Genomic DNA, 22,411 nt, shown 5'->3' with positions numbered 1-22,411 from the left:
TCATCCTTTACATTAGCAACTCTAATAATAGATTAAAATCATTAATTATACTTATTCAAAGGGTCAGAGTATCTTCGCCATATAGCACATAAATATCGTTAAATAAGTGGAGGTTAAAATGAATTTTTGGGTTTTATTACAAGGTTTTGGTCTAGGGGCGAGCATGATCATCCCTATTGGCGCTCAAAATGCGTATGTCCTAAATCAAGGGATAAAGCGCAATCATCATTTAACGACAGCGACAATTTGTAGCCTGCTCGATACCTTATTTATCTCATTGGGTATTTTTGGCGGAGGAGCGATCCTTTCGCAAAATGAATTGTTGTTAACCTCTGTCACTTTGGGTGGTATTACCTTTCTAACGGTCTATGGGTTGTTATCACTACGTAGTGCATTTAGAACACGTACAAGTAATGAATCAAAGGGTGAGATACTGGCTCGTGGCAAGCGTACCGTTGTTTTAGGTGCGTTAGCGGTGACCGTGTTAAACCCGCACCTCTACTTGGATACCGTAGTGATTCTAGGTTCAATCGGTGGGCAATTTGAAGGTAATGACAGAATTGCGTTTGCTATGGGGACGATCTTGGCTTCATTCGTGTGGTTTTACTCATTGTCACTAGGCGCTGCAAAATTAGGCCCAACGCTATCTAAACCGAATGTTAAGAAAGGCATCGATATCGCAGTAGCGGCTATGATGTTTGCTATTGCGTTTGTACTTGCCAACGGACTAGTTGAACAATACGTGTAACCTGATTTCAAAACAAAACGTAGCCCACAAAAAAGGCGGATAACTTAAGTTATCCGCCTTTCTTTATAAAAGCTTATCGCTATAAAAACGAACTAGAGATTAAGCTTCTACTTTATTCATGTGTACATCCATTTGCGGGAATGGAATTTCGATGCCTTCATTATCCAAGCCTTCTTTGATTGCTTGCATCAGGTCGAAATAAACACTCCAGTAGTCAGCCGTGCTAACCCATGGACGAACTACGAAATTAACTGAAGAATCAGCAAGTGTATGAACACCAACTTGAACGCCAGGTTCTTTTAGTACACGCTCATCAGATTCACAGATCTTAGTCAGTAGCGCTTTTGTCTTCTGAAGATCAGCGTTGTAAGAAACACCAATCATTAGATCAATACGTCGCGTCGCATGACGAGAGTAGTTTGTGATTGGACTACCGATAACACTGCCGTTAGGTACTACAACCATTTTGTTGTCTGGCGTTGTTAGGATTGTTTGGAAGATTTGAATAGAATCAACCGAACCTGCTACACCACCAATCTCTACATAGTCACCTGACTTGAATGGACGGAATGCAACAATAAGTACACCGGCAGCAAAATTAGATAGCGAACCTTGTAGTGCAAGACCTACCGCTAAACCAGCAGCACCAATAACAGCGACCACAGATGCAGTTTGAACACCTAGACGACCAAGTGCAGCAATAAGAACAATAACAAACAACAAGTAACGAACTAAACCGTGGATAAACTCCACAACAGCTCGGTCCATTTTCTTCTTCTCAAGAACCTTGGACACGCTATTCGCTATTGCTTTAACGATGATGTTACCGATAAATAAAATTATCAGTGCAGAAATGATATTTACGCCATATTGGATAAATAGGTCTGAATTATTTGTTAACCACTGCTCAGCGTGAGACAAGCCGTCCACAAGTGGGGTTTCAATTGCTGTCGAACTATCAGCCATAATGTGCATCCTCTATATAATATGCTATGGGCTAAACTGCCTTAAGCCAAACTTACTCTACGATAACGAAAAAGATTAACCTCTGTTAAGTCATTGTGTTAAAAGTAAATTAAAGCCAAGTCCTTTTTATAAACTGAACCAAGTTCAGTTTTTCGGCACGATATCCTATCTTTGACAGATTGCAAAGTCATATTTATGTAAGCTTTTGAATTAATAAAACTTACTAATAAACACAAATACCGATAACTAAAAGACTACGAAATTTATTCACCGTAGGCTAGGTTTTTCACATATTTAATACAAGTTTTTATCAGACATAAAAAAACCCGCTCTATGAGCGGGTTTTAAAAACTTAAAGAGTACTTAATTCAAAGAATTATAGTACGTCTACAGCGTTAAGGTCAGCAAATGCTTTCTCTAGACGAGCAACCATTGAAGCTTGACCAGCACGTAGCCATACGCGTGGATCGTAGTACTTCTTGTTTGGAGCAGCTTCGCCAGTTGGGTTACCAATTTGACCTTGTAGGAAGTCGAAGTTGTCAGCAGAGTACTGACGGATACCATCCCAAGTTGCCCACTGTGTATCAGTATCGATGTTCATTTTGATAACACCGTAGCCGATAGACTCTTGGATTTCTGCTTCAGAAGAACCAGAACCACCGTGGAATACGAAGTTTAGAGCGTTAGGTGCAATACCGAACTTCTCTGCACAGTATGCTTGAGAGTCACGTAGGATAGTTGGAGTAAGTACAACGTTACCAGCTTGGTAAACACCGTGTACGTTACCGAAAGAAGCAGCGATAGTGAAACGTGGGCTAACAGCCATTAGTTTCTCGTATGCGTATGCTACGTCTTCTGGAGAAGTGTAAAGCTCAGATGCGTCCATATCAGAGTTATCAACGCCGTCTTCTTCACCACCAGTACAACCAAGTTCGATCTCGATTGTCATGTTCATTTTAGCCATGCGCTCTAGGTACTTAGCACATGTTTCGATGTTCTCTTCTAGAGACTCTTCAGAAAGGTCTAGCATGTGAGAAGAGAATAGAGGCTTACCAGTTTGTGCGAAGAACTCTTCACCAGCGTCTAGTAGACCGTCGATCCATGGAAGAAGTTTCTTAGCAGCGTGGTCAGTGTGCAGGATAACTGGAACACCGTAAGCTTCAGCTACAGCGTGTACATATTTTGCACCAGCTACAGCGCCAAGAACTTGTGCGCCTTGACCTTCAAGTTTAACGCCTTTACCTGCGAAGAATGCAGCGCCACCGTTAGAGAACTGAACAACTACTGGAGCTTTAACTTTAGCAGCTGCTTCTAGTACTGCGTTTACAGAGTCAGTACCAACAACGTTTACAGCAGGAAGAGCAAATTTGTTTTCTTTTGCTACTTCAAATACTTTCTGTACGTCATCGCCAGAAATCACACCAGGTTTTACAAAATCGAAGATCTTAGACATGGAAATAGTCCTATTTATTCTATCGTTTTAAGATTAAAAAACTTAAGTTCAAAAACTTGCAATCGTTTGCTCACAACTTGTGCCATTCTAGCAAAAAAGTGTGATATGCCGCAAACGTTAAAAGGCGAGATTCACATCTCGCCTTTCTGAATCAATTATGCTTTAGCACGCTCTTCAAGCATTGCTACTGCAGGAAGTACTTTACCTTCAACGAACTCAAGGAAAGCGCCACCACCAGTAGAGATGTAAGAAACGTCAGCTTTGATACCGAACTTGTCGATAGCTGCTAGCGTGTCACCACCACCGGCTACAGAGAAACCTGCAGATTCAGCGATTGCTTTAGAGATACCAGCAGTACCCGCTTCGAAGTTCTTAAATTCGAATACGCCTACAGGGCCGTTCCAAAGGATAGTTTTTGCATTGCCGATGATTTCAGCAAGAGCAGCCGTTGAATCTGGACCAAGGTCGAAAATCATGTCGTCGTCTTGAACTTCAGAAACGTGCTTGATTTCAGCTTCAGCGTTTTCATCGAAAGCTTTAGCACATGCAACGTCAGTTGCTACTGGAATAGCACACTCTTTCATTAGCTTCTTAGCTGTCTCAACTAGGTCTGCTTCGTATAGAGACTTACCTACGTTGTGGCCTTCAGCAGCGATGAACGTGTTCGCGATACCACCACCAACAACAAGTTGGTCAGCAATTTTAGAAAGAGACTCTAGAACCGTTAGTTTAGTAGAAACTTTAGAACCACCAACGATAGCAACTAGTGGACGAGCCGGGTTGTCCATTGCTTTGCCAAGAGCTTCAAGTTCAGCAGCTAGAAGAGGACCAGCACATGCTACAGGTGCATAAGTACCAACACCGTGAGTAGAAGCTTGTGCACGGTGAGCTGTACCGAATGCATCCATTACAAAGATGTCACATAGTGCAGCGTACTGCTTAGAAAGTGCTTCTTCGTTTTTCTTCTCGCCTTTGTTAAAGCGAACGTTTTCAAGAACAACTAGTTCACCAGCGTTTAGCTCTAGGCCGTTAACGTAATCTTTCGCTAGCTTAACTTCGCAGTCTAGTGCGTCGTTTAGGTAGTTAACTACAGGTGCTAGAGAGAACTCTTCGTTGTATTCGCCTTCAGTAGGACGACCAAGGTGAGAAGTAACCATAACTTTTGCGCCAGCTTCTAGGCAAAGTTTGATAGTTGGTAGAGATGCAAGGATACGTGCATCTGAAGTTACTTTACCGTCTTTTACTGGTACGTTTAGGTCAGCACGAATAAATACGCGTTTACCTGCAAGTTCCAGGTCAGTCATCTTGATCACAGACATGTTTTGTCCTCTCAAATTTAAATAAATATAAAGTTTTGGAAACTCAGCAACCCTGCTAAGCCTATAAATTATTCAACTGGTAATTCTTTAACTACTCATAATATGTGGATACTTTGTATTTATTTCAAGCTAAAAAATAAATAATCCGCACATTTGCTTCTAGGTCTTACTTCTTGCCTTCAGAAGCTTGCATTGCAAGAACCGTATCCAGCATTCGGTTCGCAAAGCCCCATTCATTGTCACACCACACCAGCATTTTCACTAGGTGGCCGTTGCTCACTCGCGTTTGTGAACCATCAACAATTGCGCTATGGGGATCGTGATTAAAGTCGATGGAAACGAGCGGCGCTTCAGTATAGTCAACTATATTGTGTAATGTACACTGGGACGCATTAACAATGGTTTGATTTACGTCATTAACTTTCACATTTGTATTAATTGTGACACTTAAATCCATCGCAGTTACGTTTACCGTAGGCACACGCACAGATATCGCTTCGAACTTGTTAGAAAATTTCGGGAAGATCCTTTCAATACCTTTGTGCAATTTGGTATCAACAGGAATGATGGATTGGCTTGCAGCTCGAGTACGGCGAAGGTCGCTATGATATGCATCGATCACTTGTTGATCATTCATTGAAGAGTGAATAGTCGTGATGGTCCCAGACTCAATACCAAAAGCGTCATCAAGTACCTTGATGATAGGGACAATACAGTTAGTCGTGCATGAACCGTTGGAAACAATTCGATGGTCAGCTGTGATAGTGTCGTGATTCACACCGTAGATAATGGTGTTATCAAGGTCATTCGCACCAGGATGTGAAAATAGAACTTTTTTAGCCCCTGCAGCGATGTGCGCTAGGCCATCATCTCTACAACCGTAGACGCCTGTACAATCGAGAACAATATCCACCTCAAGGTCACGCCAAGGCAGCAGTTCAATATCAGCAAGATGTAAGATACGAATAGTATCAAACTCGCCTTTATCTTCTGCACCAATACCATGGTGGATATAGATGTGCTCTTGATCGTTGGAGATCTTCTTACCAAAGCGACCGTGACTGGTGTCGTATTGTAATAAGTGAGCCATAGCGTCAGGCTGAGCAAGCTCATTGACAGCTACCACTTTGATTTGTTGGCTTTTGCCACTTTCATAGACAGCGCGCAATACATTACGCCCTATTCGTCCAAATCCATTTATCGCGACTTTTAGCATAGTTCCGTACATCTAACCAAAATTTCGTGCAACAGATGATAACTGAATCCTACCCAAAAGGCATTACTTGAATACCTCAGTCTACTTAGGACAGGTTGATCTGCTACTTATAAAGATGAGTCTAGGAGAAAACAAATCCCAGATACAAAAAACCGAGCTCAGCGCTCGGTTTTTTCCTTCATTTAACTGTTAGCACAAGGCCATCAGTCAATGATTAAGCAAGAAGCTCTTTCGCTGTGTTTACTACATTTTCAGTAGTGAAACCGAACATCTTGAATAGCTCACCCGCTGGTGCAGATTCGCCGAACGTTGTCATACCGATGATCTTGCCACCGAAACCAACGTACTTGTACCAGAAGTCAGCGATGCCAGCTTCTACAGCGATACGTGCAGTTACGTCAGATGGAAGTACAGATTCGCGGTATTCAGCGTCTTGCTTATCGAATGCGTCAGTTGCAGGCATAGAGACTACGCGTACTGCTTTACCTTCAGCTGTTAGTTGTGCTGCTGCTTCAACAGCAAGCTCAACTTCAGAACCTGTAGCAATGATGATTAGCTCTGGCTTACCAGCACAATCTTTCAGGATGTAACCACCCTTAGCGATATTAGCTACTTGCTCTGCGTTACGATCTTGTTGTGCAAGGTTCTGACGAGAGAAGATTAAAGATGAAGGACCATCTTTACGCTCAATAGCCAGTTTCCAAGCAACTGCTGATTCAACTTGGTCACATGGACGCCATGTGCTCATATTTGGAGTCAGACGTAGAGAAGCGATCTGCTCAACCGGTTGGTGAGTCGGGCCATCTTCGCCAAGACCGATAGAATCGTGCGTGTAAACTTGGATGTTCTGAACTTTCATCAGAGCAGCCATACGCATTGCGTTACGCGCGTATTCCATGAACATTAGGAACGTTGCACCGTAGGGTACGAAACCACCGTGCAGAGCGATACCGTTCATGATAGCCGTCATACCGAACTCACGTACACCGTAGTGGATGTAGTTACCAGAGAAGTCAGTTGCTTCAAGAGACTTAGAACCAGACCACATAGTTAGGTTAGAAGGCGCAAGGTCAGCAGAGCCGCCCATGAATTCAGGTAGCATCGCACCGAACGCTTCTAGTGCATTTTGAGACGCTTTACGTGAAGCGATGTTAGCTGGGTTAGCTTGAAGGTCAGCAATGATTGCGTTTGCTTTCTCTTCCCACTCAGCTGGAAGTTCGCCGTTAGTACGACGTTTGAATTCTGCTGCTAGCTCTGGGTAAGCCGCTGCGTATGCGTCAAACTTAGCATTCCACGCTGCTTCTTTCGCTGCGCCTGCTTCTTTCGCATTCCACTCAGCTGCGATATCTGCTGGGATTTCGAAAGGACCGTGTTCCCAACCAAGTGCTGCTTTAGTTGCTGTGATTTCATCTGCACCTAGTGGAGCACCGTGACAGTCGTGCGTACCCGCTTTGTTTGGAGAACCAAAACCGATGATAGTTTTAGTACAGATAAGTGTTGGACGAGGATCTGCTTTAGCCGCTTCAATTGCAGCATTGATAGCGTCAGCATCGTGACCATCAACAGCAGGGATTACATGCCAACCGTAAGCTTCAAAACGCTTAGGTGTATCGTCAGAGAACCAACCTTCAACTTCGCCATCAATAGAGATGCCGTTGTCATCCCAGAAAGCAACCAACTTACCAAGGCCTAGCGTACCCGCTAGAGAACATGCTTCGTGAGAGATACCTTCCATCAGACAACCATCACCCATGAATGCATAAGTGTAGTGGTCTACGATGTCGTGGCCTTCTTTGTTGAACTGTGCAGCCAGTGCTTTCTCAGCCATTGCCATACCAACAGCATTAGTGATGCCTTGACCTAGAGGGCCTGTCGTTGTTTCGATACCAGGAGCGTAACCGTACTCAGGGTGACCAGGCGTCTTAGAGTGCAGCTGACGGAAGTTCTTAAGGTCTTCAATTGAGAGCTCGTAACCTGCCAGATGAAGCAGAGAGTAAATCAACATTGAACCATGCCCGTTAGACAAGATAAAACGGTCGCGGTCAGCCCACTCTGGGTTTCCTGGGTTGTGGTTCAAGTGACCACGCCAAAGAACTTCAGCGATGTCAGCCATACCCATAGGTGCGCCAGGGTGGCCTGAATTTGCTTGTTGAACGCCATCCATGCTAAGTGCGCGAATTGCATTGGCTAGATCTTTACGAGAAGGCATGTCTGCTCCTGAGTACATAAGCGATTTAAAAAAGAGATTAATGCTAAAATTTTCATTCTTATTAGCGCGGGTATTCTCTCAAACGACTTTAGCGACTGCAAACGTTTTACTGGCATTTTAACAGTCATTTTTCGCAATTTTCGAACATTTACATCGCTTGGCAATGGCTTATACCGACCGATACGCAAACGTTTAGTTATGACATATCATAAAAAAGAGCTTGTAATTCGACCGCTGGAATTTAGAATAGCCGTCTAGATGTAGAAACACCTACAAAATATACTGTATTTAATGGCAGCGCTTGCTAGCTTGCGATGCCTAAAATTATTTGCATTTAACTGTTTGCAACTAAAAACTAATTGCAACTAAAAACTAAAAGTGGAGCTCTCATGGCTAAGCACCTATTCACTTCTGAATCTGTTTCAGAAGGCCATCCAGATAAAATTGCAGACCAAATCTCTGATGCTGTTCTTGATGCCATCTTGGAACAAGATCCAAAAGCACGTGTTGCTTGTGAGACTTACGTAAAAACCGGCATGGTTATGGTTGGCGGTGAAGTAACAACGTCTGCATGGGTTGATATCGAAGAAATCACTCGTGAAACAGTACGTGAAATTGGTTACGTTCATTCTGATATGGGCTTTGACGCTGACTCTTGTGCCGTTCTAAACACAATTGGTAAGCAGTCTCCAGACATTAACCAAGGTGTCGATAAAGCAGACCCTAAAGAGCAAGGCGCTGGCGACCAAGGCATCATGTTTGGTTACGCGACTAACGAAACACCAATCCTAATGCCAGCTCCAATTACTTACTCTCATCTTCTTGTTAAGAAGCAAGCTGAAGTACGTAAGAGCGGCAAACTTGACTTCCTTCGCCCAGATGCGAAATCTCAAGTAACATTCCAGTACGACCAAGGTAAGATTGTTGGTATTGATGCTGTTGTTCTTTCTACTCAACACTGTGATTCAGTAACAACTCCGGATCTACGTGAAGCGGTAATGGAAGAGATCATCAAGCCAGTACTTCCTGCTGAATGGATCAACAAAGACACTAACTTCTTCATCAACCCAACAGGCCGTTTCGTAATCGGTGGCCCAATGGGTGACTGTGGTTTAACAGGTCGTAAGATCATTGTTGATACCTACGGCGGCGCAGCTCGCCACGGTGGCGGTGCATTCTCTGGTAAAGATCCATCGAAAGTTGACCGTTCTGCAGCTTACGCAGCGCGTTACGTTGCGAAAAACATCGTTGCTGCTGGTATGGCTGATCGTTGTGAGATTCAACTGTCTTACGCTATCGGTGTTGCAGATCCAACATCTATCATGGTTGAAACGTTTGGTACTGAGAAAGTCGCTCACGAAATCATTATTGAAGCGGTTCGTCAAAACTTCGACCTACGTCCATACGGTCTTCAAGAAATGCTGAACCTTCTTCAACCTATCTACAAGCAGACAGCTGCATACGGCCACTTCGGTCGTGAAGAGTTCCCTTGGGAAGCGACTGACAAAGCAGCAATCCTTGCCGACTTCGCCGGTCTAAAATAATTTAGCCACTGCGATTTGTTTCTTTAAAGCCCTTACTTGTTAGTAAGGGCTTTATTTTTATGTACTTATCTAACCCTTACTCTGCGTAACTCGCTCTACCTGCCTTCTTTACAGTTAACCACTTAGTATAAAAAGCCATTGATAATTTGTGTTTTCTAGTACTAATGACAATAGTTAAGGTAACTCCTAGCAGATCAAGCTCACATTTAACCCCAATGCAGTTAAGCCTAATATCAATAGTTAAGTGAACGCTAGAACAATAACTAGGACGATAACGAGCACTTTAGCTCAATCCCATAATGCTCATTTAAGCCACAATATTGAGCTCTATGGAATTATAACTAGGACGTTATTTAACTAGGGGGATCTATGCCTCGTACCGCGCACCCATCCGAACTGAACGATAAAAAACACAAGGTCAGCGATCAGGATTATGCTCGCACCATTCCTTGCAACCAAATCAGTATTTCTGCACCCTTTCATTGGTTGTCGCTTGCTCTGCATGACTTAGTGAGAATGCCATTAATCAGCGCGTTTTACGGGCTGTGCTTTATGGCTGCGGCAATCGCCATTGTTCAACTTGTCCAGTGGCAAGGAACGCACTTGGTCGTGATGCCAAGTTTGATCGTGTACATGTTGATAGGGCCATTTCTTGCTCTGGGCTTGTATGACGCTGCTTGGGAAAGAGAAAAAGGGCACAACGCTAGTCTATTGCACTCGATGAAAGCCATCACGCGTAATTCTACCCATCAATGGGCCTTTGCGATTGTATTAATGGTCGCGATGATATTCTGGATGCGTATCGCTGCGTTATTGCACGCACTCTACCCTTCAGTACAAGGCGCGCCATTGACCGAATTTGCTCCCTTTTTAATCACGGGTTCTGTGATTGGTTTTGTTATCGCAAGCCTAATATTCAGTATTTCTGCCTTTTCAATTCCATTGATGATGGAGAGACGTGTTGATGTCATGAGCGCTATTTTCACTAGCTTTAATGCCGTGAAATCGAACATCCCTGCAATGGTCGTGTGGGCGAGTATTATTTGTACCGGTATTCTGGTGGGCTTTGCAACCTACGGAATCGGAATGATCGTCACCATGCCGCTACTTGGCTATGGTACATGGCATGCTTATCATGAAATCATCAAAAAGAAACATCACGTATAAATCGTAGAGAGATCGACGAGCAGTGTTATTATGAGGCCTTAGCGTTAATGCTGAGGCCTTTTATTTGGAGTTAACTCGCTTGTCATACACCCCGCAACAACATCGAGCCAATAAGAAATTGGCGGAATGCTTAACCACCGCTAACCAACATTTCTCACGTGTATTTCCATGCCCGCTCATCACTTACAAGTTAAGAGGTAAGGCAGCAGGAAAAGCCTACTTGCAGCTGAATGAAATTAAGCTCAACCAAATACTTTTTACAGAAAATGAAGAAGCCTTTATCAACGAAGTGATCCCTCATGAAGTCGCACACCTGATCACACATCAAGTCTTTGGACGCGTTAGACCGCACGGCAATGAATGGAAGTACGTAATGGAAAAGGTATTTAACGTACCAGCCAAAACCACTCACAGCTTTGAAATCACCTCAGTACAAGGGAAAACCTTTGAGTACCAATGTGAGTGCACCACTTACCCGTTATCCATAAGGCGACACAATAAAGTACTTCGAAACCAATCGACCTACCGTTGCCAACTGTGCCAGCAAACCTTAGCTTTTACGGGGACTCAACTAAGCTAGTTAGGGGTTGATTAACTCAATAGAATAAATCTAATAGAGAGATCTAACATTTGAGTGCTAGACTGATGTTTATCATACTTTTATCAGTCTTTTTCTATGCAAAAAATCACCTTCAAAGCATTTGGCCTACCTATGTCTTTTTACTTAACGATAGTATTGGGCCTACTGGTAACCCAAAGTGTTTTCGCGGCACCACCGAGCTCATTTTCCAAAGCAAAAAAAGAAGCAGTGAAGATTTATCTCGACCACCCGACCTCATTTTATTGTGGCTGTGACATTACTTGGAAAGACAAAAAGAAAGGTATTCCCGACCTTGATGGTTGTGGTTATCAAGTCAGAAAACAACAAAAGCGAGCGAGTAGAATTGAGTGGGAACATGTGGTCCCAGCTTGGCAGTTCGGCCACCAGCGTCAATGCTGGCAAGACGGCGGACGTAAGAACTGCACTCGAAATGACAAGATATTCAAATCGATGGAAGCCGATCTTCATAACCTGACACCTGCCATTGGCGAGGTTAACGGTGATCGATCCAATTACAATTTCAGTCAGTGGAATGGAATGGATGGCGTGAGCTATGGTCAGTGTGAAATGCAGGTCAACTTCAAACAGCGCAAAGTTATGCCACCGGACCGAGCAAAAGGATCTATCGCGCGAACTTATCTTTATATGAGCCAAGAATACGGTTTTAAACTATCTAAGCAGCAAACGAACCTGATGATGGCATGGAACAAGCAATTTCCCGTAAATAAATGGGAATGTACTCGTGATGAGCGAATCTATGCTATCCAAGGTAATCACAACCCATTTGTCTACCCTGCTTGTAACTAACTTCTACCACACAATCACCTCGAACAAACAAGAGTTTCAAAATTGCCTCTGAAACTCTTGCCCTACCCTTGTTTTTTCGACTAAAAGCATCCATGTTAGGCAGAGATAAAATACCCAAATGAACATATTTATAGGTTTACCAGCATGAGAATCCCTCGTATCCATCACCCAGAACGCATTCATCAGTTAGGTTCACTCGCTTTAGGCGAAGATGCCGCGGGTCATGTTGGTCGAGTCCTTCGCATGAAAGAAGGCCAAGAAGTGCTTCTATTTGATGGCAGCGGCGCTGAATTTCCATCAACCATTGCAGAAGTATCAAAGAAGAATGTCACAGTTAATGTTACTGAACGTATCGAGCGTAGCAGCGAATCTCCGTTAGACTTGCATTTAGGCCAAGTGATTTCACGTGGTGATAAAATGGAGTTTACGATTCAGAAATCGGTTGAGCTTGGTGTCAACACCATTACCCCACTGATTTCAGAGCGCTGTGGCGTTAAGCTTGATACTAAACGCTTCGAGAAAAAGCTCGCGCAGTGGCAAAAGATTGCTATCGCAGCATGTGAACAATCAGGCCGTAATACGGTTCCAGTTATTCGTCCAATCATGCAACTTGAAGAGTGGTGCAGCGAACCGAGTGAAGCGTTAAAGCTAAACCTGCATCCTCGTGCAAAATACTCAATTAACACCCTTCCAGAACCCATCAGCAAGGTGCGCCTGTTGATTGGCCCTGAAGGTGGATTGTCAGCTGAAGAAATCGGTATGACAGAACAATACAAATTTGAAGAGACGCTACTCGGCCCACGTGTACTTCGTACCGAGACAGCAGCTCTAACCGCAATTACTGCCTTACAAGTCCGCTTTGGCGATCTAGGCTAGGAGAAAAAAATGATCAAACTTGGCATCGTAATGGATCCAATTTCATCCATTAACATCAAAAAAGACTCTAGCTTTGCCATGATGCTTGAAGCTCAGCGTCGTGGTTACGAAATCCATTACATGGAAATGGATGATCTACATTTAGATCAAGGCGTAGCCATTGCTGACACTAAGGTTGTTGAACTAAAAGAAGACCCAAATGGTTGGTACGAATTCAAATCAGAACAAACTATTGCATTATCTGATTTAGATGCAGTATTGATGCGTAAAGATCCTCCGTTTGATACTGAGTACATCTACGCTACTTACATTCTTGAGCGTGCTGAAGAAAATGGTGCACTGATCGTCAATAAGCCGCAAAGCCTTCGCGACTGTAACGAGAAACTGTTCACAGCCTGGTTCCCTGAACTCACGCCAACAACAATCGTAACTCGTAAAGCTGAAAAAATTAAAGCGTTTCGAGAAGAACACGGTGATGTGATCCTAAAACCACTTGATGGCATGGGCGGCGCGTCTATCTTCCGAGTGAAAGAAGGCGATCCAAACGTATCAGTGATCATTGAAACTTTGACTAACCATGGCCAAAACTACGCAATGGCACAAACTTTTGTTCCAGACATCAGCAATGGTGATAAGCGTATTCTTGTGGTTGACGGTGAACCAATGCCTTACTGCCTAGCGCGTATTCCTGCTAAAGGAGAAACTCGAGGTAACCTTGCCGCTGGTGGTACAGGTGAAGCTCGTCCGCTAAGTGAAACCGATTGGGCTATCGCAAGAGCAGTTGCTCCTGCACTTAAAGAGAAAGGCTTAATCTTTGTCGGACTTGATGTTATCGGCGACAAGCTGACTGAAATTAACGTGACAAGCCCTACTTGTATCCGTGAAATTGAAGCTGCTTTTGATATTTCGGTAACGGGTAAATTAATGGATGCAATCGAGCGTCGCGTTAACGCTAAATAGCCTAAACTAAAGAAAGCCTTAGCTATTCGAAAACACAAAAATATCTAGGCAAAGAACAATGAGCGGCTTTACGTCGCTCTTTTTCCTTTACTGGGAACACACTGGCAGGAGGCTCTATGAATTTAACGAACCACTTTCTGGTCGCTATGCCCGGAATGAAAGATCCATATTTTCAAAATTCGGTGATCTACCTTTGTGAGCACAATGACGAAGGTGCGATGGGCTTGATGATCAACGCCCCTATCGATGTCACTGTCGGCAGCATGCTTAAGCAAGTTGAGGTTGATTCTGAACAGCCGAAACCCAACCAAGCAAGCCTTGATAAGCCAGTACTTAATGGTGGGCCAGTCGCAGAAGACCGAGGGTTTATTTTGCACAAACCCAAAGGCAGTTATCAATCCAGCATCAACATGACGGATCAAATCTCGGTAACAACCTCGAAAGATATTCTAATGGTGTTAGGTACAGAAGATGAACCAATGCATTATCTGGTCGCGCTTGGTTATGCAGGATGGGAGCCAGGACAACTAGAAGTAGAGCTTACAGAAAACTCATGGTTAACCGTAGAAGCGGATCCAAAGGTTATTTTCGATACGCCAATTTCAGAACGCTGGAAAGTTGCCGTGCAGATGTTAGGCATTAATGCAGCTCAGCTTTCAGCAGACGCTGGTCATGCTTAGCCCAAACCAGTGAATAACACCTCAAACACAGACAAATTTGGAAACTTCATGTCACGAACAATTATGGCATTTGACTACGGTACAAAAAGTATCGGTAGTGCGATAGGACAGGAAATCACGGGCACAGCCAGCCCTTTAAAAGCCTTCAAAGCCAAAGATGGTATCCCGAATTGGGATGATATTGAAAAGCAAATTAAAGAGTGGCAGCCAAACCTTATCGTTGTTGGCTTACCAACCGATCTTCATGGTAAAGATTTAGCAGCCATTACACCGAGAGCAAAGAAGTTCGCAAACCGTCTTAAAGGACGCTTTGGTGTGGATGTTGAACTGCATGATGAAAGACTTTCTACGACAGAAGCAAGGGCCGACCTTTTTGAAATGGGTGGCTATAAAGCGCTAAGTAAAGGCAATGTTGATAACCAATCAGCTGTTGTCATTTTAGAAAGTTGGTTTGAAGCGCAATATTCTTAGCAAAAATTAAGTGAGCAAAATTTGAGCTAATTTATGATCCCACACGAATTTAACTCCGTAGTGCCAGAGCAAGTCATAATAAGGACGTGGGAGTTCATATGAAAATTTTTCTAGCAATATTCACCTCTCTAGCAATCACAGCGTGCAGTTCAATGAGCGGAGGCTCAGCAGGCTATACCGGTGAACAATATCCGACAAAAATTAAATTAGAGAAAGAACGAGGATATTCTGGTAACAACAATAGTTACGGCAATCACTAATTTATCTAGCCCAAAAAACCGCCTTCACAGCGGTTTTTTCAGCATTTAGCATCGATCTAACCCATATCAATTTTAACTCCCGCTAAGGCTCCCACTCCGTAATCGTCATCACCACGTTTAGTCTTGAGCATCAAGCGCAAATCATTAGCGGAATCGGCACTATGGAACGCATCCTCTTCACTGATCTTGCCTGCAACGACTAAGTCATACAAAGCTTGGTCAAAGGTCTGCATCCCAATCTCTTTTGATTTAGCCATTGTCGACTTGAGTTCATGTAACTCACCTCTACGAATCAAATCAGACACCCGTGGGCTGTTGAGTAGGATTTCGAACACACCATGGCGACCACTACCATTCTTATCTCGGATTAATTGCTGAGCAACGACACCACGTAGATTCATCGACAAATCAAATAAGAACTGATCTTTTTGCTCTTTCGGCACCAAGTGAAGAATACGCTCTAGCGCTTGGTTGGCATTGTTGGCATGTAAAGTCGCCATGCAAAGGTGACCGGTTTCAGCAAACGTCATCGCGTACTCCATGGTTTCACGGGTACGGATTTCACCAATCAAGATCATGTCAGGGGCTTGGCGTAACGAGTTCTTAAGCGCGACTTCATAGCTCTCGGTATCGAGCCCAACTTCTCGCTGAGTCACAATGCACTTTTTATGTTCGTGCACGAACTCAATCGGGTCTTCAACCGTCAAGATATGCCCCGAACGGTTGGTATTGCGATACCCCGTCATCGCAGCCATTGAGGTTGATTTACCAGAACCTGTAGCCCCAACCACCAACACAAGTCCGCGTTTTGCGATTGAAAGGTCTTGTAGTACGTCTGGAAGCTTTAATTGTTCGAAGGTTGGGATGTTAGTCTCGATACGTCGAATTACCGCTCCTGGTAGCTCTCGCTGAAAGAATGCGCTAACACGAAAACGACCAAAATCACGCACAATAGCAAAGTTAGCCTCACGCGTTTGTTTGTACTCGTCGCGCCTGTCTTGCTCCATCATCGCATCCAGTAACAGCGCAACCTGAGCCGCATTCAGTTTCTCTCCCTGAGGTCGCAATTCACCATCAACACGAAACAGAACCGGTGCATCTACCGTGATGTAAAGATCCGACGCTTTTTGTGAAAGCATACCTTCAAGAATTTGATTCAATTCCATTTTTATCACCTTGATTAAAACATAGAGGCTTGAATTTCGATCTTTTTCTCGACCTCGTCCGAATCAACCAAACCTTGCGCGATCAATTGCTTCGCATTTTGCTCCATGGTTTGCATGCCATGTGCGGCACCCGTTTGAATGATCGAGTACATCTGCGCGACTTTGTCTTCACGGATCAAGTTTCTAATTGCAGGTGTCGCCATCATTATTTCATGACAAGCCACACGACCACCACCAACACGTTTTAACAGCTTTTGAGCAATCACCGAGCGTAGTGATTCAGATAACATTGAACGAACCATATCTTTGTCGCTACCTGGGAAAACGTCGATAATACGGTCGATAGTTTTTGCCGCAGAGCTTGTATGCAAAGTACCAAAAACTAAGTGACCCGTTTCAGCTGCGGTTAACGCTAAGCTGATCGTCTCTTGGTCACGAAGTTCACCAACAAGAATCACGTCCGGATCCTCACGTAATGCACTGCGCAACGCCGCTTTAAAGCTGTGAGTATCACGATGAACCTCACGCTGGTTTACTAGGCATTTATTATTGGTGTGAACGAATTCAATTGGATCTTCAATCGTCAAAATGTGTTTGTTGTGATTGCGGTTTACGTAATCCACCATCGCCGCCAAAGTTGTCGATTTACCAGAACCTGTAGGGCCAGTGACAAGCACTAAACCTTTCTCGTAGTTCGCAATCTTTTCAAAGATTTCTGGCGCACCAAGCTGATCTAAAGTCGGGATCTCTACAGGGATAGTTCGAAAGACAGCAGCACACCCACGAGCTTGATTAAAAGCATTAACACGGAAGCGACCAACATTGGGTAATTCAAAAGAGAAGTCGACTTCCAATTTTTCCTCAAACTCACCGCGTTGTGAATCGTCCATGATCTCAAAAACTAAACGATGTACATCAGCATGACTCAAAGCTGGTATTCCAAGCTTCCTTACTTCACCATCTATACGTACCATTGGAGATACACCCGCAGAAAGATGTAGATCTGACGCGTTATGCTTTACACTAAAATCTAGTAACTCAGTGATATCCATTTATTTTCCCTTAAGTAAAGTCAGCTATGAGTAGTATTCAACAAAATATAGAACAAATCACCTCACAGATTCGTAGTGCTGAGAAAAAGTGCGGACGAGATCCAGACTCCGTGCAACTTTTAGCCGTCAGCAAAACTAAACCTATTGATGCGATTCTAGAAGCCGCACTCGGAGGCCAAGTTGCCTTTGGTGAAAACTATGTTCAAGAAGGTGTTGATAAAGTAAAACACTTTTCAGAACATCATTCTAATCTAAATTTGGAGTGGCATTTTATTGGTCCAATTCAATCCAATAAAACCCGTCCAATCGCTGAAAGCTTCCAATGGGTTCATTCTGTCGACCGCGATAAAATCGCACAAAGGCTCAATGATCAGCGACCAAGCGAGCTTCCACCTCTGCAAGTTCTCATCCAAGTAAATACCAGCGGTGAAAATTCCAAATCAGGAACGTCAGAAGAAACAGTTTTTGCACTCGCAGAGTTGATTTCGTCGCTCCCTAACCTCACTTTAAGAGGATTGATGTCAATTCCTGCAAACGTCTCTGACTATCAATCACAGCTTAATGCATTTTCTCAATTGGCAAAGCTTCAACAAAAGCTAGTCGCTAAGTATGCAGACATTGATACCCTTTCGATGGGTATGAGTGGTGATATGGATGCAGCAGTTGAGGCTGGTAGCACAATGGTTCGTATTGGAACGGCTATTTTCGGTGCTCGTGATTACGCGAAATAGCACAGCAAGTAACAAGAAATAGCTACAGCAAGCAACAACAAGTAGCAACGAAAAATACAGTATTGATACCGCTTCGCTTTAACCGCGCAGCGACACGCTCAGGATTTTATATATGGAACATAAGAACATCGCCTTTATTGGGGCAGGAAACATGGTTCGCTCAATTGTAGCGGGCTTAGTAGCAAGTGGTTATCCAGCGCAAAAGATTACGGCAACAGCGCCTTCAGAAACCAGAAGGCTGCCGTTAGAGCAAGAATACGGCATCAATACTACCAGCGATAATATTGCCGCAGCTGAGCAAGCAGACGTTGTTGTATTATCAGTGAAGCCACAAATGATGGCTAATGTATGTAACCCCTTACAAAGCATCGACTTTAGCAACAAACTGGTTATCTCAATTGCTGCGGGTATTAATGCGAATCGACTCAATGAGATGTTAAACTGCCAACTGAACCTTGTTCGTGTGATGCCAAACACGCCATCACTGCTTGGTAAAGGGATGAGCGGTCTTTATGCCGACTCAGCGGTCAGCCAAGATGATAAAGACTTCGCTTCTCAGCTGATGCAAGCTGTAGGTGAAGTCAGCTGGGTTGAGCAAGAGTCTGGTATCAACAACATCATTGCGGCAGCGGGGAGTGCTCCAGCTTACTTCTTCCTGTTTATGGAAGCGATGCAAGCTGAGGCAATCAACCAAGGCTTCGACCAAGAAACCGCTCGTAAATTAGTGCAGCAGTCTGCATTAGGCGCGGCAGAGATGGTGGTAGCGAATCCAAATACTGAATTATCTACTCTGCGTGAACAAGTGACTTCAAAAGGCGGAACAACCGCAGAAGCGTTGCGCACGTTCAATGAACATCAACTATCAGACATCGTAGCCAAAGCCATGCAAGCGGCAGTCGCTCGAGCTGAAGAGATGGAAAAACTGTTTTAATACTCGTTACAGTACAAAAGCATTATGTCGTTCGGGTTATACCTAAGCGGCAAGTAAATCCGAAAAAGGAAACAATATGAATTCGATGAGCTTTCTGATCTCGACCGTTTTTGATCTTTACATCATGGTTGTGATCTTGCGTATCTGGCTACAAGCATCACGTGCAGATTTCTACAACCCGTTCTCACAATTTATCGTAAAAGCGACACAACCGGTTGTAGCCCCACTACGCCGAGTGATTCCATCAATCGGCAGCCTTGACCTTGCGACTGTTGTTTTCGCTTATGTGCTGTGTGTACTTAAGTTCGTCGCTCTAAACTTGATTATCTCTGGCGGTGCGGCTGTATTTGATATCAGCTTCCTGATCTTTGGCGCCCTTTCTCTGCTCAAAGCGGCGGGAGGTTTAATTTTCTGGGTTCTACTAATCCGTGCAATCCTGAGCTGGGTTAGCCAAGGCCGAAGCCCAATCGAGTACGTGTTCCATCAACTGACTGAACCAATGTTAATGCCTATTCGCCGTATCCTTCCTGACATGGGTGGTTTCGATCTAAGCGTACTGGTTTTGTTTATTGTACTGCAGTTTGCAAACTTCCTAATGGGCGACATGATCGGCCCTATTTGGTATCAGCTATAATTCAAGTACGAACATCAGGTACTTTGACGATGCCAAAAGCCGTTTGGGCCGAGGAGGACGATATTCTTCTTAGGCTTTATATCCAACCCAAAGCAAGCCGCGATAAAATCGTTGGCCTGCACGGCGAAGAACTAAAAATTGCCATTACCGCACCACCGGTTGATGGCAAAGCCAATGCCCACTTAGCGAAATACCTTGCGAAACAGTTTAAGGTCGCTAAAGGGCAAATTAAGATAGAAAAGGGAGAGCTCGGTCGGCATAAGCAAGTTCGAATATGCTCGCCAAGCCAAGTCCCAACTGAAGTCAAAGCCATCCTATGATGGCTTTTTGCTATTTATTGGAGTCACTCTATGCGTCTATGGATTACAGCACTACTCACCGCTCTTGTTGCCCTACCAAGCTCAGCAGGACAATTTAAAAACATTAAGGATGTCGAGGTTCACTACTCGGCTTTTAACTCGACATTTCTAACAGCTCAAGTCGCTAAGCAATATAAGCTTAAGCGAAATGGCTACTCAGCGATTCTGAACATCAGCGTTTTAGACAAAGCTTCCCTTGGCAAGCCAGCAACAACGGCTAAAATCACGGGAACAGCGAAGAACCTTGTAGGCAACACTCGCACGCTTAACTTCCGCGAAATAAAGGAAGGTGATGCGATTTATTACCTAGCTGAGTTCCCTGTAACACACGAAGAAAACATCACTTTTAATATCGATGTTAACGCAGGTTTGAAAGGCACTGGCCCACTGCGATTCACACAAAAATTCTATATAGAAGAGTAGCTTCAACCACCACTTTTCTGTTCACTAACTTATTAGAGCCACATCCCCATGAGTAAGATTGTTTTAGCCACAGGCAACCAAGGTAAAGTTCGCGAGATGGCAGATATTCTGTCTGAGTTTGGTTTTGACGTTGTCGCGCAAAGTGAGTTTAACGTTTCAGAAGTCGCTGAAACGGGAACAACTTTCATTGAAAATGCCATCATCAAAGCTCGCCACGCTGCGAAAGAGACGGGGCTACCAGCCATTGCTGACGATTCTGGCTTAGAAGTTGATTACCTTAATGGTGCACCCGGTATCTACTCAGCGCGTTACTCAGGTGAAGGGGCGACTGATAAGCAAAACATCGAAAAGCTTTTAGATGCTATGCAAGGTGTCGACGTTGAAAAACGTACCGCTCGTTTCCACTGTGTGTTGGTTCTAATACGTCACGAAAACGATCCAACACCATTGGTGTGTCACGGTAAATGGGAAGGTCGTATTCTGACTGAAGAACACGGTGAGAATGGCTTTGGCTACGATCCTGTATTCTTTGTGCCAGAAGATAACTGCGCCTCAGCAGAGCTTGAATCGTCGCGTAAAAAGCAACTATCACACCGTGGTAAAGCCCTCGCGTCATTATTTAAGACTCTCAAAGAGCAAGCTCTGTAATGCACAATACAGCGCTAATTCCACCCGCACTTAGCCTTTATGTCCACATCCCATGGTGTGTACAAAAGTGTCCGTATTGTGATTTTAACTCTCACGCTCTCAAAGCCGAGATCCCAGAAAAAGAGTACATCGATGCACTGCTTGAGGATCTCGATACTGACATTGAAAAATATCAGCTCGATGGTATGCCTCGTCCGCTACATTCGATCTTTATTGGTGGCGGAACCCCAAGCCTGTTTTCTCCTGAAGGAATTGGCCGATTGCTACAAGGCATTGAACAGCGTATCCCGTTCAAACCTGAAATAGAAATCACCATGGAAGCCAACCCGGGAACTATCGAAGCTGAGCGTTTTGCTGGTTACCAAAAGGCAGGGGTGAGTCGAATCTCGGTAGGCGTACAAAGTTTTGAGCAAGAGAAACTGGAAAGGCTTGGGCGTATTCATGGTCAAGATGAAGCGGTCAACGCAGCTTACTTAGCGCATAAGATTGGATTAAATAGCTTCAACCTAGATCTAATGCACGGCTTACCGGATCAAAGCATTGATCAGGCCTTGGCTGATCTAGACAAAGCGATCGAGCTCGACCCTCCACATTTGTCTTGGTATCAGCTAACAATAGAACCTAACACCATGTTCTATTACAAAACGCCCAAACTGCCTGACGATGATGACCTTTGGGATATCTTCGACTTGGGTCATAAGAAGCTCGCAGACGCAGGGTATGTGCAGTACGAAATTTCAGGCTACAGCAAGCCGGGATATCAGTGTCAGCATAATCTCAACTACTGGCGCTTTGGTGACTACCTAGGTATTGGCTGTGGCTCTCATGGCAAGCTGAGCTTTGCAGATGGACGTATTGTTCGAACCACTAAGGTTAAACACCCTAGAGGCTACCTAGCAGCGTATCAGAATTTAGTGAAGCCCTATCTGTCAGATGAACTTGAAGTCACTAATGAAGACCGCCCTTTTGAATTTTTCATGAATCGCTTCAGGCTAATGGAAGCGTGTCCAAAGCAAGACTTCATTGATACGACGGGGCTAGACTTTGACTCGATCCAGCCAACAATAGAGTGGGCAAAAGATCTCGGTTACTTGAGCGAAACCGACACTCATTGGCAGATTACCGAAAAAGGAAAGCTGTTCCTAAATGATTTGCTGGAAGCCTTTATGGCTGAAGAAGACGAATAATTC

General features: G+C 44.1%; 24 protein-coding genes. 17 read left to right on the top strand and 7 right to left on the bottom strand.

The window, feature by feature from the left end:
* Positions 1-118 precede the first annotated feature (118 nt).
* Positions 119-748 (top strand): LysE/ArgO family amino acid transporter, encoded by a 630-nt coding sequence (locus SJY39_RS03805; RefSeq protein WP_016768180.1) that lies wholly within the window; start codon positions 119-121, stop codon positions 746-748.
* 99 nt (positions 749-847) lie between these two features.
* Here the strand turns inward: SJY39_RS03805 and mscS are convergent, their stop codons facing one another.
* The 5 genes from mscS to tkt form a co-directional block, all read right to left on the bottom strand.
* The gene (gene mscS / locus SJY39_RS03800) at positions 848-1,714 is read right to left on the bottom strand and encodes a small-conductance mechanosensitive channel MscS (protein ID WP_010435697.1); all 867 of its coding nucleotides are present in this window, start codon (positions 1,712-1,714) and stop codon (positions 848-850) included.
* A 376-nt stretch (positions 1,715-2,090) separates the two neighbouring features.
* Positions 2,091-3,167: a class II fructose-bisphosphate aldolase gene (fbaA, locus tag SJY39_RS03795; RefSeq protein ID WP_010435694.1), complete on the bottom strand. Its 1,077-nt coding sequence runs from the start codon at positions 3,165-3,167 to the stop codon at positions 2,091-2,093.
* Positions 3,168-3,322: 155 nt separating this feature from the next.
* Positions 3,323-4,486 carry a phosphoglycerate kinase gene (locus tag SJY39_RS03790; protein ID WP_010435691.1) on the bottom strand — a complete coding sequence of 388 codons (1,164 nt, stop codon included), beginning with the start codon at positions 4,484-4,486 and terminating at the stop codon, positions 3,323-3,325.
* A 166-nt stretch (positions 4,487-4,652) separates the two neighbouring features.
* Positions 4,653-5,702 (bottom strand): erythrose-4-phosphate dehydrogenase, encoded by a 1,050-nt coding sequence (epd, locus tag SJY39_RS03785; RefSeq protein WP_010435688.1) that lies wholly within the window; start codon positions 5,700-5,702, stop codon positions 4,653-4,655.
* A gap of 214 nt (positions 5,703-5,916) precedes the next feature.
* Entirely contained in the window at positions 5,917-7,911 is a 1,995-nt protein-coding gene (gene tkt, locus SJY39_RS03780; RefSeq protein WP_010435685.1) for a transketolase, read from the bottom strand.
* Between the two features lie 389 nt (positions 7,912-8,300).
* Between tkt and metK the strand changes: the two genes are divergently transcribed.
* The 9 genes from metK (at position 8,301) to SJY39_RS03735 (ending at position 15,277) form a co-directional block, all read left to right on the top strand.
* A complete protein-coding gene (gene metK / locus SJY39_RS03775) occupies positions 8,301-9,455 on the top strand; it encodes a methionine adenosyltransferase (RefSeq protein WP_010435682.1) in 1,155 nt (384 codons plus the stop codon).
* Positions 9,456-9,824: 369 nt separating this feature from the next.
* A complete protein-coding gene (locus SJY39_RS03770) occupies positions 9,825-10,622 on the top strand; it encodes a DUF2189 domain-containing protein (protein WP_010435681.1) in 798 nt (265 codons plus the stop codon).
* Positions 10,623-10,701: 79 nt separating this feature from the next.
* The gene (locus SJY39_RS03765; RefSeq protein WP_010435678.1) at positions 10,702-11,202 is read left to right on the top strand and encodes a SprT family zinc-dependent metalloprotease; all 501 of its coding nucleotides are present in this window, start codon (positions 10,702-10,704) and stop codon (positions 11,200-11,202) included.
* Positions 11,203-11,298: 96 nt separating this feature from the next.
* The gene (locus tag SJY39_RS03760; protein WP_016792982.1) at positions 11,299-12,030 is read left to right on the top strand and encodes an endonuclease; all 732 of its coding nucleotides are present in this window, start codon (positions 11,299-11,301) and stop codon (positions 12,028-12,030) included.
* 144 nt (positions 12,031-12,174) lie between these two features.
* Positions 12,175-12,906 (top strand): 16S rRNA (uracil(1498)-N(3))-methyltransferase, encoded by a 732-nt coding sequence (rsmE, locus tag SJY39_RS03755; protein WP_016783757.1) that lies wholly within the window; start codon positions 12,175-12,177, stop codon positions 12,904-12,906.
* 9 nt (positions 12,907-12,915) lie between these two features.
* A complete protein-coding gene (gene gshB / locus SJY39_RS03750; protein ID WP_004735482.1) occupies positions 12,916-13,866 on the top strand; it encodes a glutathione synthase in 951 nt (316 codons plus the stop codon).
* A 116-nt stretch (positions 13,867-13,982) separates the two neighbouring features.
* On the top strand, positions 13,983-14,546 hold the full coding sequence (locus SJY39_RS03745; protein WP_016768176.1) for a YqgE/AlgH family protein: 564 nt from the start codon (positions 13,983-13,985) through the stop codon (positions 14,544-14,546).
* A gap of 48 nt (positions 14,547-14,594) precedes the next feature.
* Positions 14,595-15,017: a Holliday junction resolvase RuvX gene (gene ruvX, locus SJY39_RS03740; RefSeq protein WP_004735480.1), complete on the top strand. Its 423-nt coding sequence runs from the start codon at positions 14,595-14,597 to the stop codon at positions 15,015-15,017.
* Between the two features lie 98 nt (positions 15,018-15,115).
* The gene (locus SJY39_RS03735; RefSeq protein ID WP_193838523.1) at positions 15,116-15,277 is read left to right on the top strand and encodes a hypothetical protein; all 162 of its coding nucleotides are present in this window, start codon (positions 15,116-15,118) and stop codon (positions 15,275-15,277) included.
* A gap of 56 nt (positions 15,278-15,333) precedes the next feature.
* Here SJY39_RS03735 and SJY39_RS03730 read toward each other — a convergent pair whose 3' ends face one another.
* The gene (locus tag SJY39_RS03730) at positions 15,334-16,443 is read right to left on the bottom strand and encodes a PilT/PilU family type 4a pilus ATPase (protein WP_010435664.1); all 1,110 of its coding nucleotides are present in this window, start codon (positions 16,441-16,443) and stop codon (positions 15,334-15,336) included.
* Positions 16,444-16,457: 14 nt separating this feature from the next.
* On the bottom strand, positions 16,458-17,495 hold the full coding sequence (locus SJY39_RS03725; protein ID WP_010435660.1) for a type IV pilus twitching motility protein PilT: 1,038 nt from the start codon (positions 17,493-17,495) through the stop codon (positions 16,458-16,460).
* 26 nt (positions 17,496-17,521) lie between these two features.
* Between SJY39_RS03725 and SJY39_RS03720 the strand changes: the two genes are divergently transcribed.
* The 7 genes from SJY39_RS03720 (at position 17,522) to hemW (ending at position 22,408) form a co-directional block, all read left to right on the top strand.
* A complete protein-coding gene (locus SJY39_RS03720) occupies positions 17,522-18,226 on the top strand; it encodes a YggS family pyridoxal phosphate-dependent enzyme (protein ID WP_010435657.1) in 705 nt (234 codons plus the stop codon).
* A gap of 112 nt (positions 18,227-18,338) precedes the next feature.
* Entirely contained in the window at positions 18,339-19,157 is an 819-nt protein-coding gene (gene proC, locus SJY39_RS03715) for a pyrroline-5-carboxylate reductase (protein ID WP_010435654.1), read from the top strand.
* Between the two features lie 76 nt (positions 19,158-19,233).
* Positions 19,234-19,791, top strand: a complete 558-nt coding sequence (locus tag SJY39_RS03710) for a YggT family protein (protein WP_010435653.1) — start codon at positions 19,234-19,236, stop codon at positions 19,789-19,791.
* A gap of 29 nt (positions 19,792-19,820) precedes the next feature.
* Positions 19,821-20,111 carry a DUF167 family protein YggU gene (gene yggU, locus SJY39_RS03705; protein WP_010435651.1) on the top strand — a complete coding sequence of 97 codons (291 nt, stop codon included), beginning with the start codon at positions 19,821-19,823 and terminating at the stop codon, positions 20,109-20,111.
* A gap of 30 nt (positions 20,112-20,141) precedes the next feature.
* Positions 20,142-20,573 (top strand): DUF4426 domain-containing protein, encoded by a 432-nt coding sequence (locus SJY39_RS03700; RefSeq protein WP_016768173.1) that lies wholly within the window; start codon positions 20,142-20,144, stop codon positions 20,571-20,573.
* Positions 20,574-20,621: 48 nt separating this feature from the next.
* A complete protein-coding gene (locus tag SJY39_RS03695; protein WP_010435646.1) occupies positions 20,622-21,221 on the top strand; it encodes an XTP/dITP diphosphatase in 600 nt (199 codons plus the stop codon).
* Positions 21,221-22,408: a radical SAM family heme chaperone HemW gene (gene hemW, locus SJY39_RS03690; protein WP_010435644.1), complete on the top strand. Its 1,188-nt coding sequence runs from the start codon at positions 21,221-21,223 to the stop codon at positions 22,406-22,408. The genes SJY39_RS03695 and hemW overlap by 1 nt, the downstream gene beginning before the upstream one ends.
* The last annotated feature ends 3 nt before the right edge of the window (positions 22,409-22,411 follow it).

Source organism: Vibrio sp. R78045 (assembly GCF_042466085.1).
In the GTDB taxonomy this organism is placed as follows: Bacteria; Pseudomonadota; Gammaproteobacteria; order Enterobacterales; family Vibrionaceae; genus Vibrio; species Vibrio cyclitrophicus.
The sequence above is the reverse complement of the archived record's forward strand: the minus strand, read 5'-3'. Positions and strand labels throughout refer to the sequence as shown.

Excerpts from the sequence above, each read along its gene's own strand:
- SJY39_RS03770 (WP_010435681.1), top strand. The coding sequence starts at position 9,825 with ATGCCTCGTACCGCGCACCCATCCGAACTGAACGATAAAAAACACAAG.
- hemW (WP_010435644.1), top strand. The coding sequence starts at position 21,221 with ATGCACAATACAGCGCTAATTCCACCCGCACTTAGCCTTTATGTCCAC.
- SJY39_RS03720 (WP_010435657.1), top strand. The coding sequence starts at position 17,522 with ATGAGTAGTATTCAACAAAATATAGAACAAATCACCTCACAGATTCGT.
- epd (WP_010435688.1), bottom strand. The coding sequence starts at position 5,702 with ATGCTAAAAGTCGCGATAAATGGATTTGGACGAATAGGGCGTAATGTA.
- gshB (WP_004735482.1), top strand. The coding sequence starts at position 12,916 with ATGATCAAACTTGGCATCGTAATGGATCCAATTTCATCCATTAACATC.
- SJY39_RS03695 (WP_010435646.1), top strand. The coding sequence starts at position 20,622 with ATGAGTAAGATTGTTTTAGCCACAGGCAACCAAGGTAAAGTTCGCGAG.
- mscS (WP_010435697.1), bottom strand. The coding sequence starts at position 1,714 with ATGGCTGATAGTTCGACAGCAATTGAAACCCCACTTGTGGACGGCTTG.
- SJY39_RS03805 (WP_016768180.1), top strand. The coding sequence starts at position 119 with ATGAATTTTTGGGTTTTATTACAAGGTTTTGGTCTAGGGGCGAGCATG.
- SJY39_RS03710 (WP_010435653.1), top strand. The coding sequence starts at position 19,234 with ATGAATTCGATGAGCTTTCTGATCTCGACCGTTTTTGATCTTTACATC.
- SJY39_RS03735 (WP_193838523.1), top strand. The coding sequence starts at position 15,116 with ATGAAAATTTTTCTAGCAATATTCACCTCTCTAGCAATCACAGCGTGC.
- proC (WP_010435654.1), top strand. The coding sequence starts at position 18,339 with ATGGAACATAAGAACATCGCCTTTATTGGGGCAGGAAACATGGTTCGC.
- yggU (WP_010435651.1), top strand. The coding sequence starts at position 19,821 with ATGCCAAAAGCCGTTTGGGCCGAGGAGGACGATATTCTTCTTAGGCTT.
- ruvX (WP_004735480.1), top strand. The coding sequence starts at position 14,595 with ATGTCACGAACAATTATGGCATTTGACTACGGTACAAAAAGTATCGGT.
- tkt (WP_010435685.1), bottom strand. The coding sequence starts at position 7,911 with ATGCCTTCTCGTAAAGATCTAGCCAATGCAATTCGCGCACTTAGCATG.
- SJY39_RS03760 (WP_016792982.1), top strand. The coding sequence starts at position 11,299 with ATGCAAAAAATCACCTTCAAAGCATTTGGCCTACCTATGTCTTTTTAC.
- fbaA (WP_010435694.1), bottom strand. The coding sequence starts at position 3,167 with ATGTCTAAGATCTTCGATTTTGTAAAACCTGGTGTGATTTCTGGCGAT.
- SJY39_RS03700 (WP_016768173.1), top strand. The coding sequence starts at position 20,142 with ATGCGTCTATGGATTACAGCACTACTCACCGCTCTTGTTGCCCTACCA.
- SJY39_RS03790 (WP_010435691.1), bottom strand. The coding sequence starts at position 4,486 with ATGTCTGTGATCAAGATGACTGACCTGGAACTTGCAGGTAAACGCGTA.
- metK (WP_010435682.1), top strand. The coding sequence starts at position 8,301 with ATGGCTAAGCACCTATTCACTTCTGAATCTGTTTCAGAAGGCCATCCA.
- SJY39_RS03745 (WP_016768176.1), top strand. The coding sequence starts at position 13,983 with ATGAATTTAACGAACCACTTTCTGGTCGCTATGCCCGGAATGAAAGAT.
- SJY39_RS03725 (WP_010435660.1), bottom strand. The coding sequence starts at position 17,495 with ATGGATATCACTGAGTTACTAGATTTTAGTGTAAAGCATAACGCGTCA.
- SJY39_RS03730 (WP_010435664.1), bottom strand. The coding sequence starts at position 16,443 with ATGGAATTGAATCAAATTCTTGAAGGTATGCTTTCACAAAAAGCGTCG.
- rsmE (WP_016783757.1), top strand. The coding sequence starts at position 12,175 with ATGAGAATCCCTCGTATCCATCACCCAGAACGCATTCATCAGTTAGGT.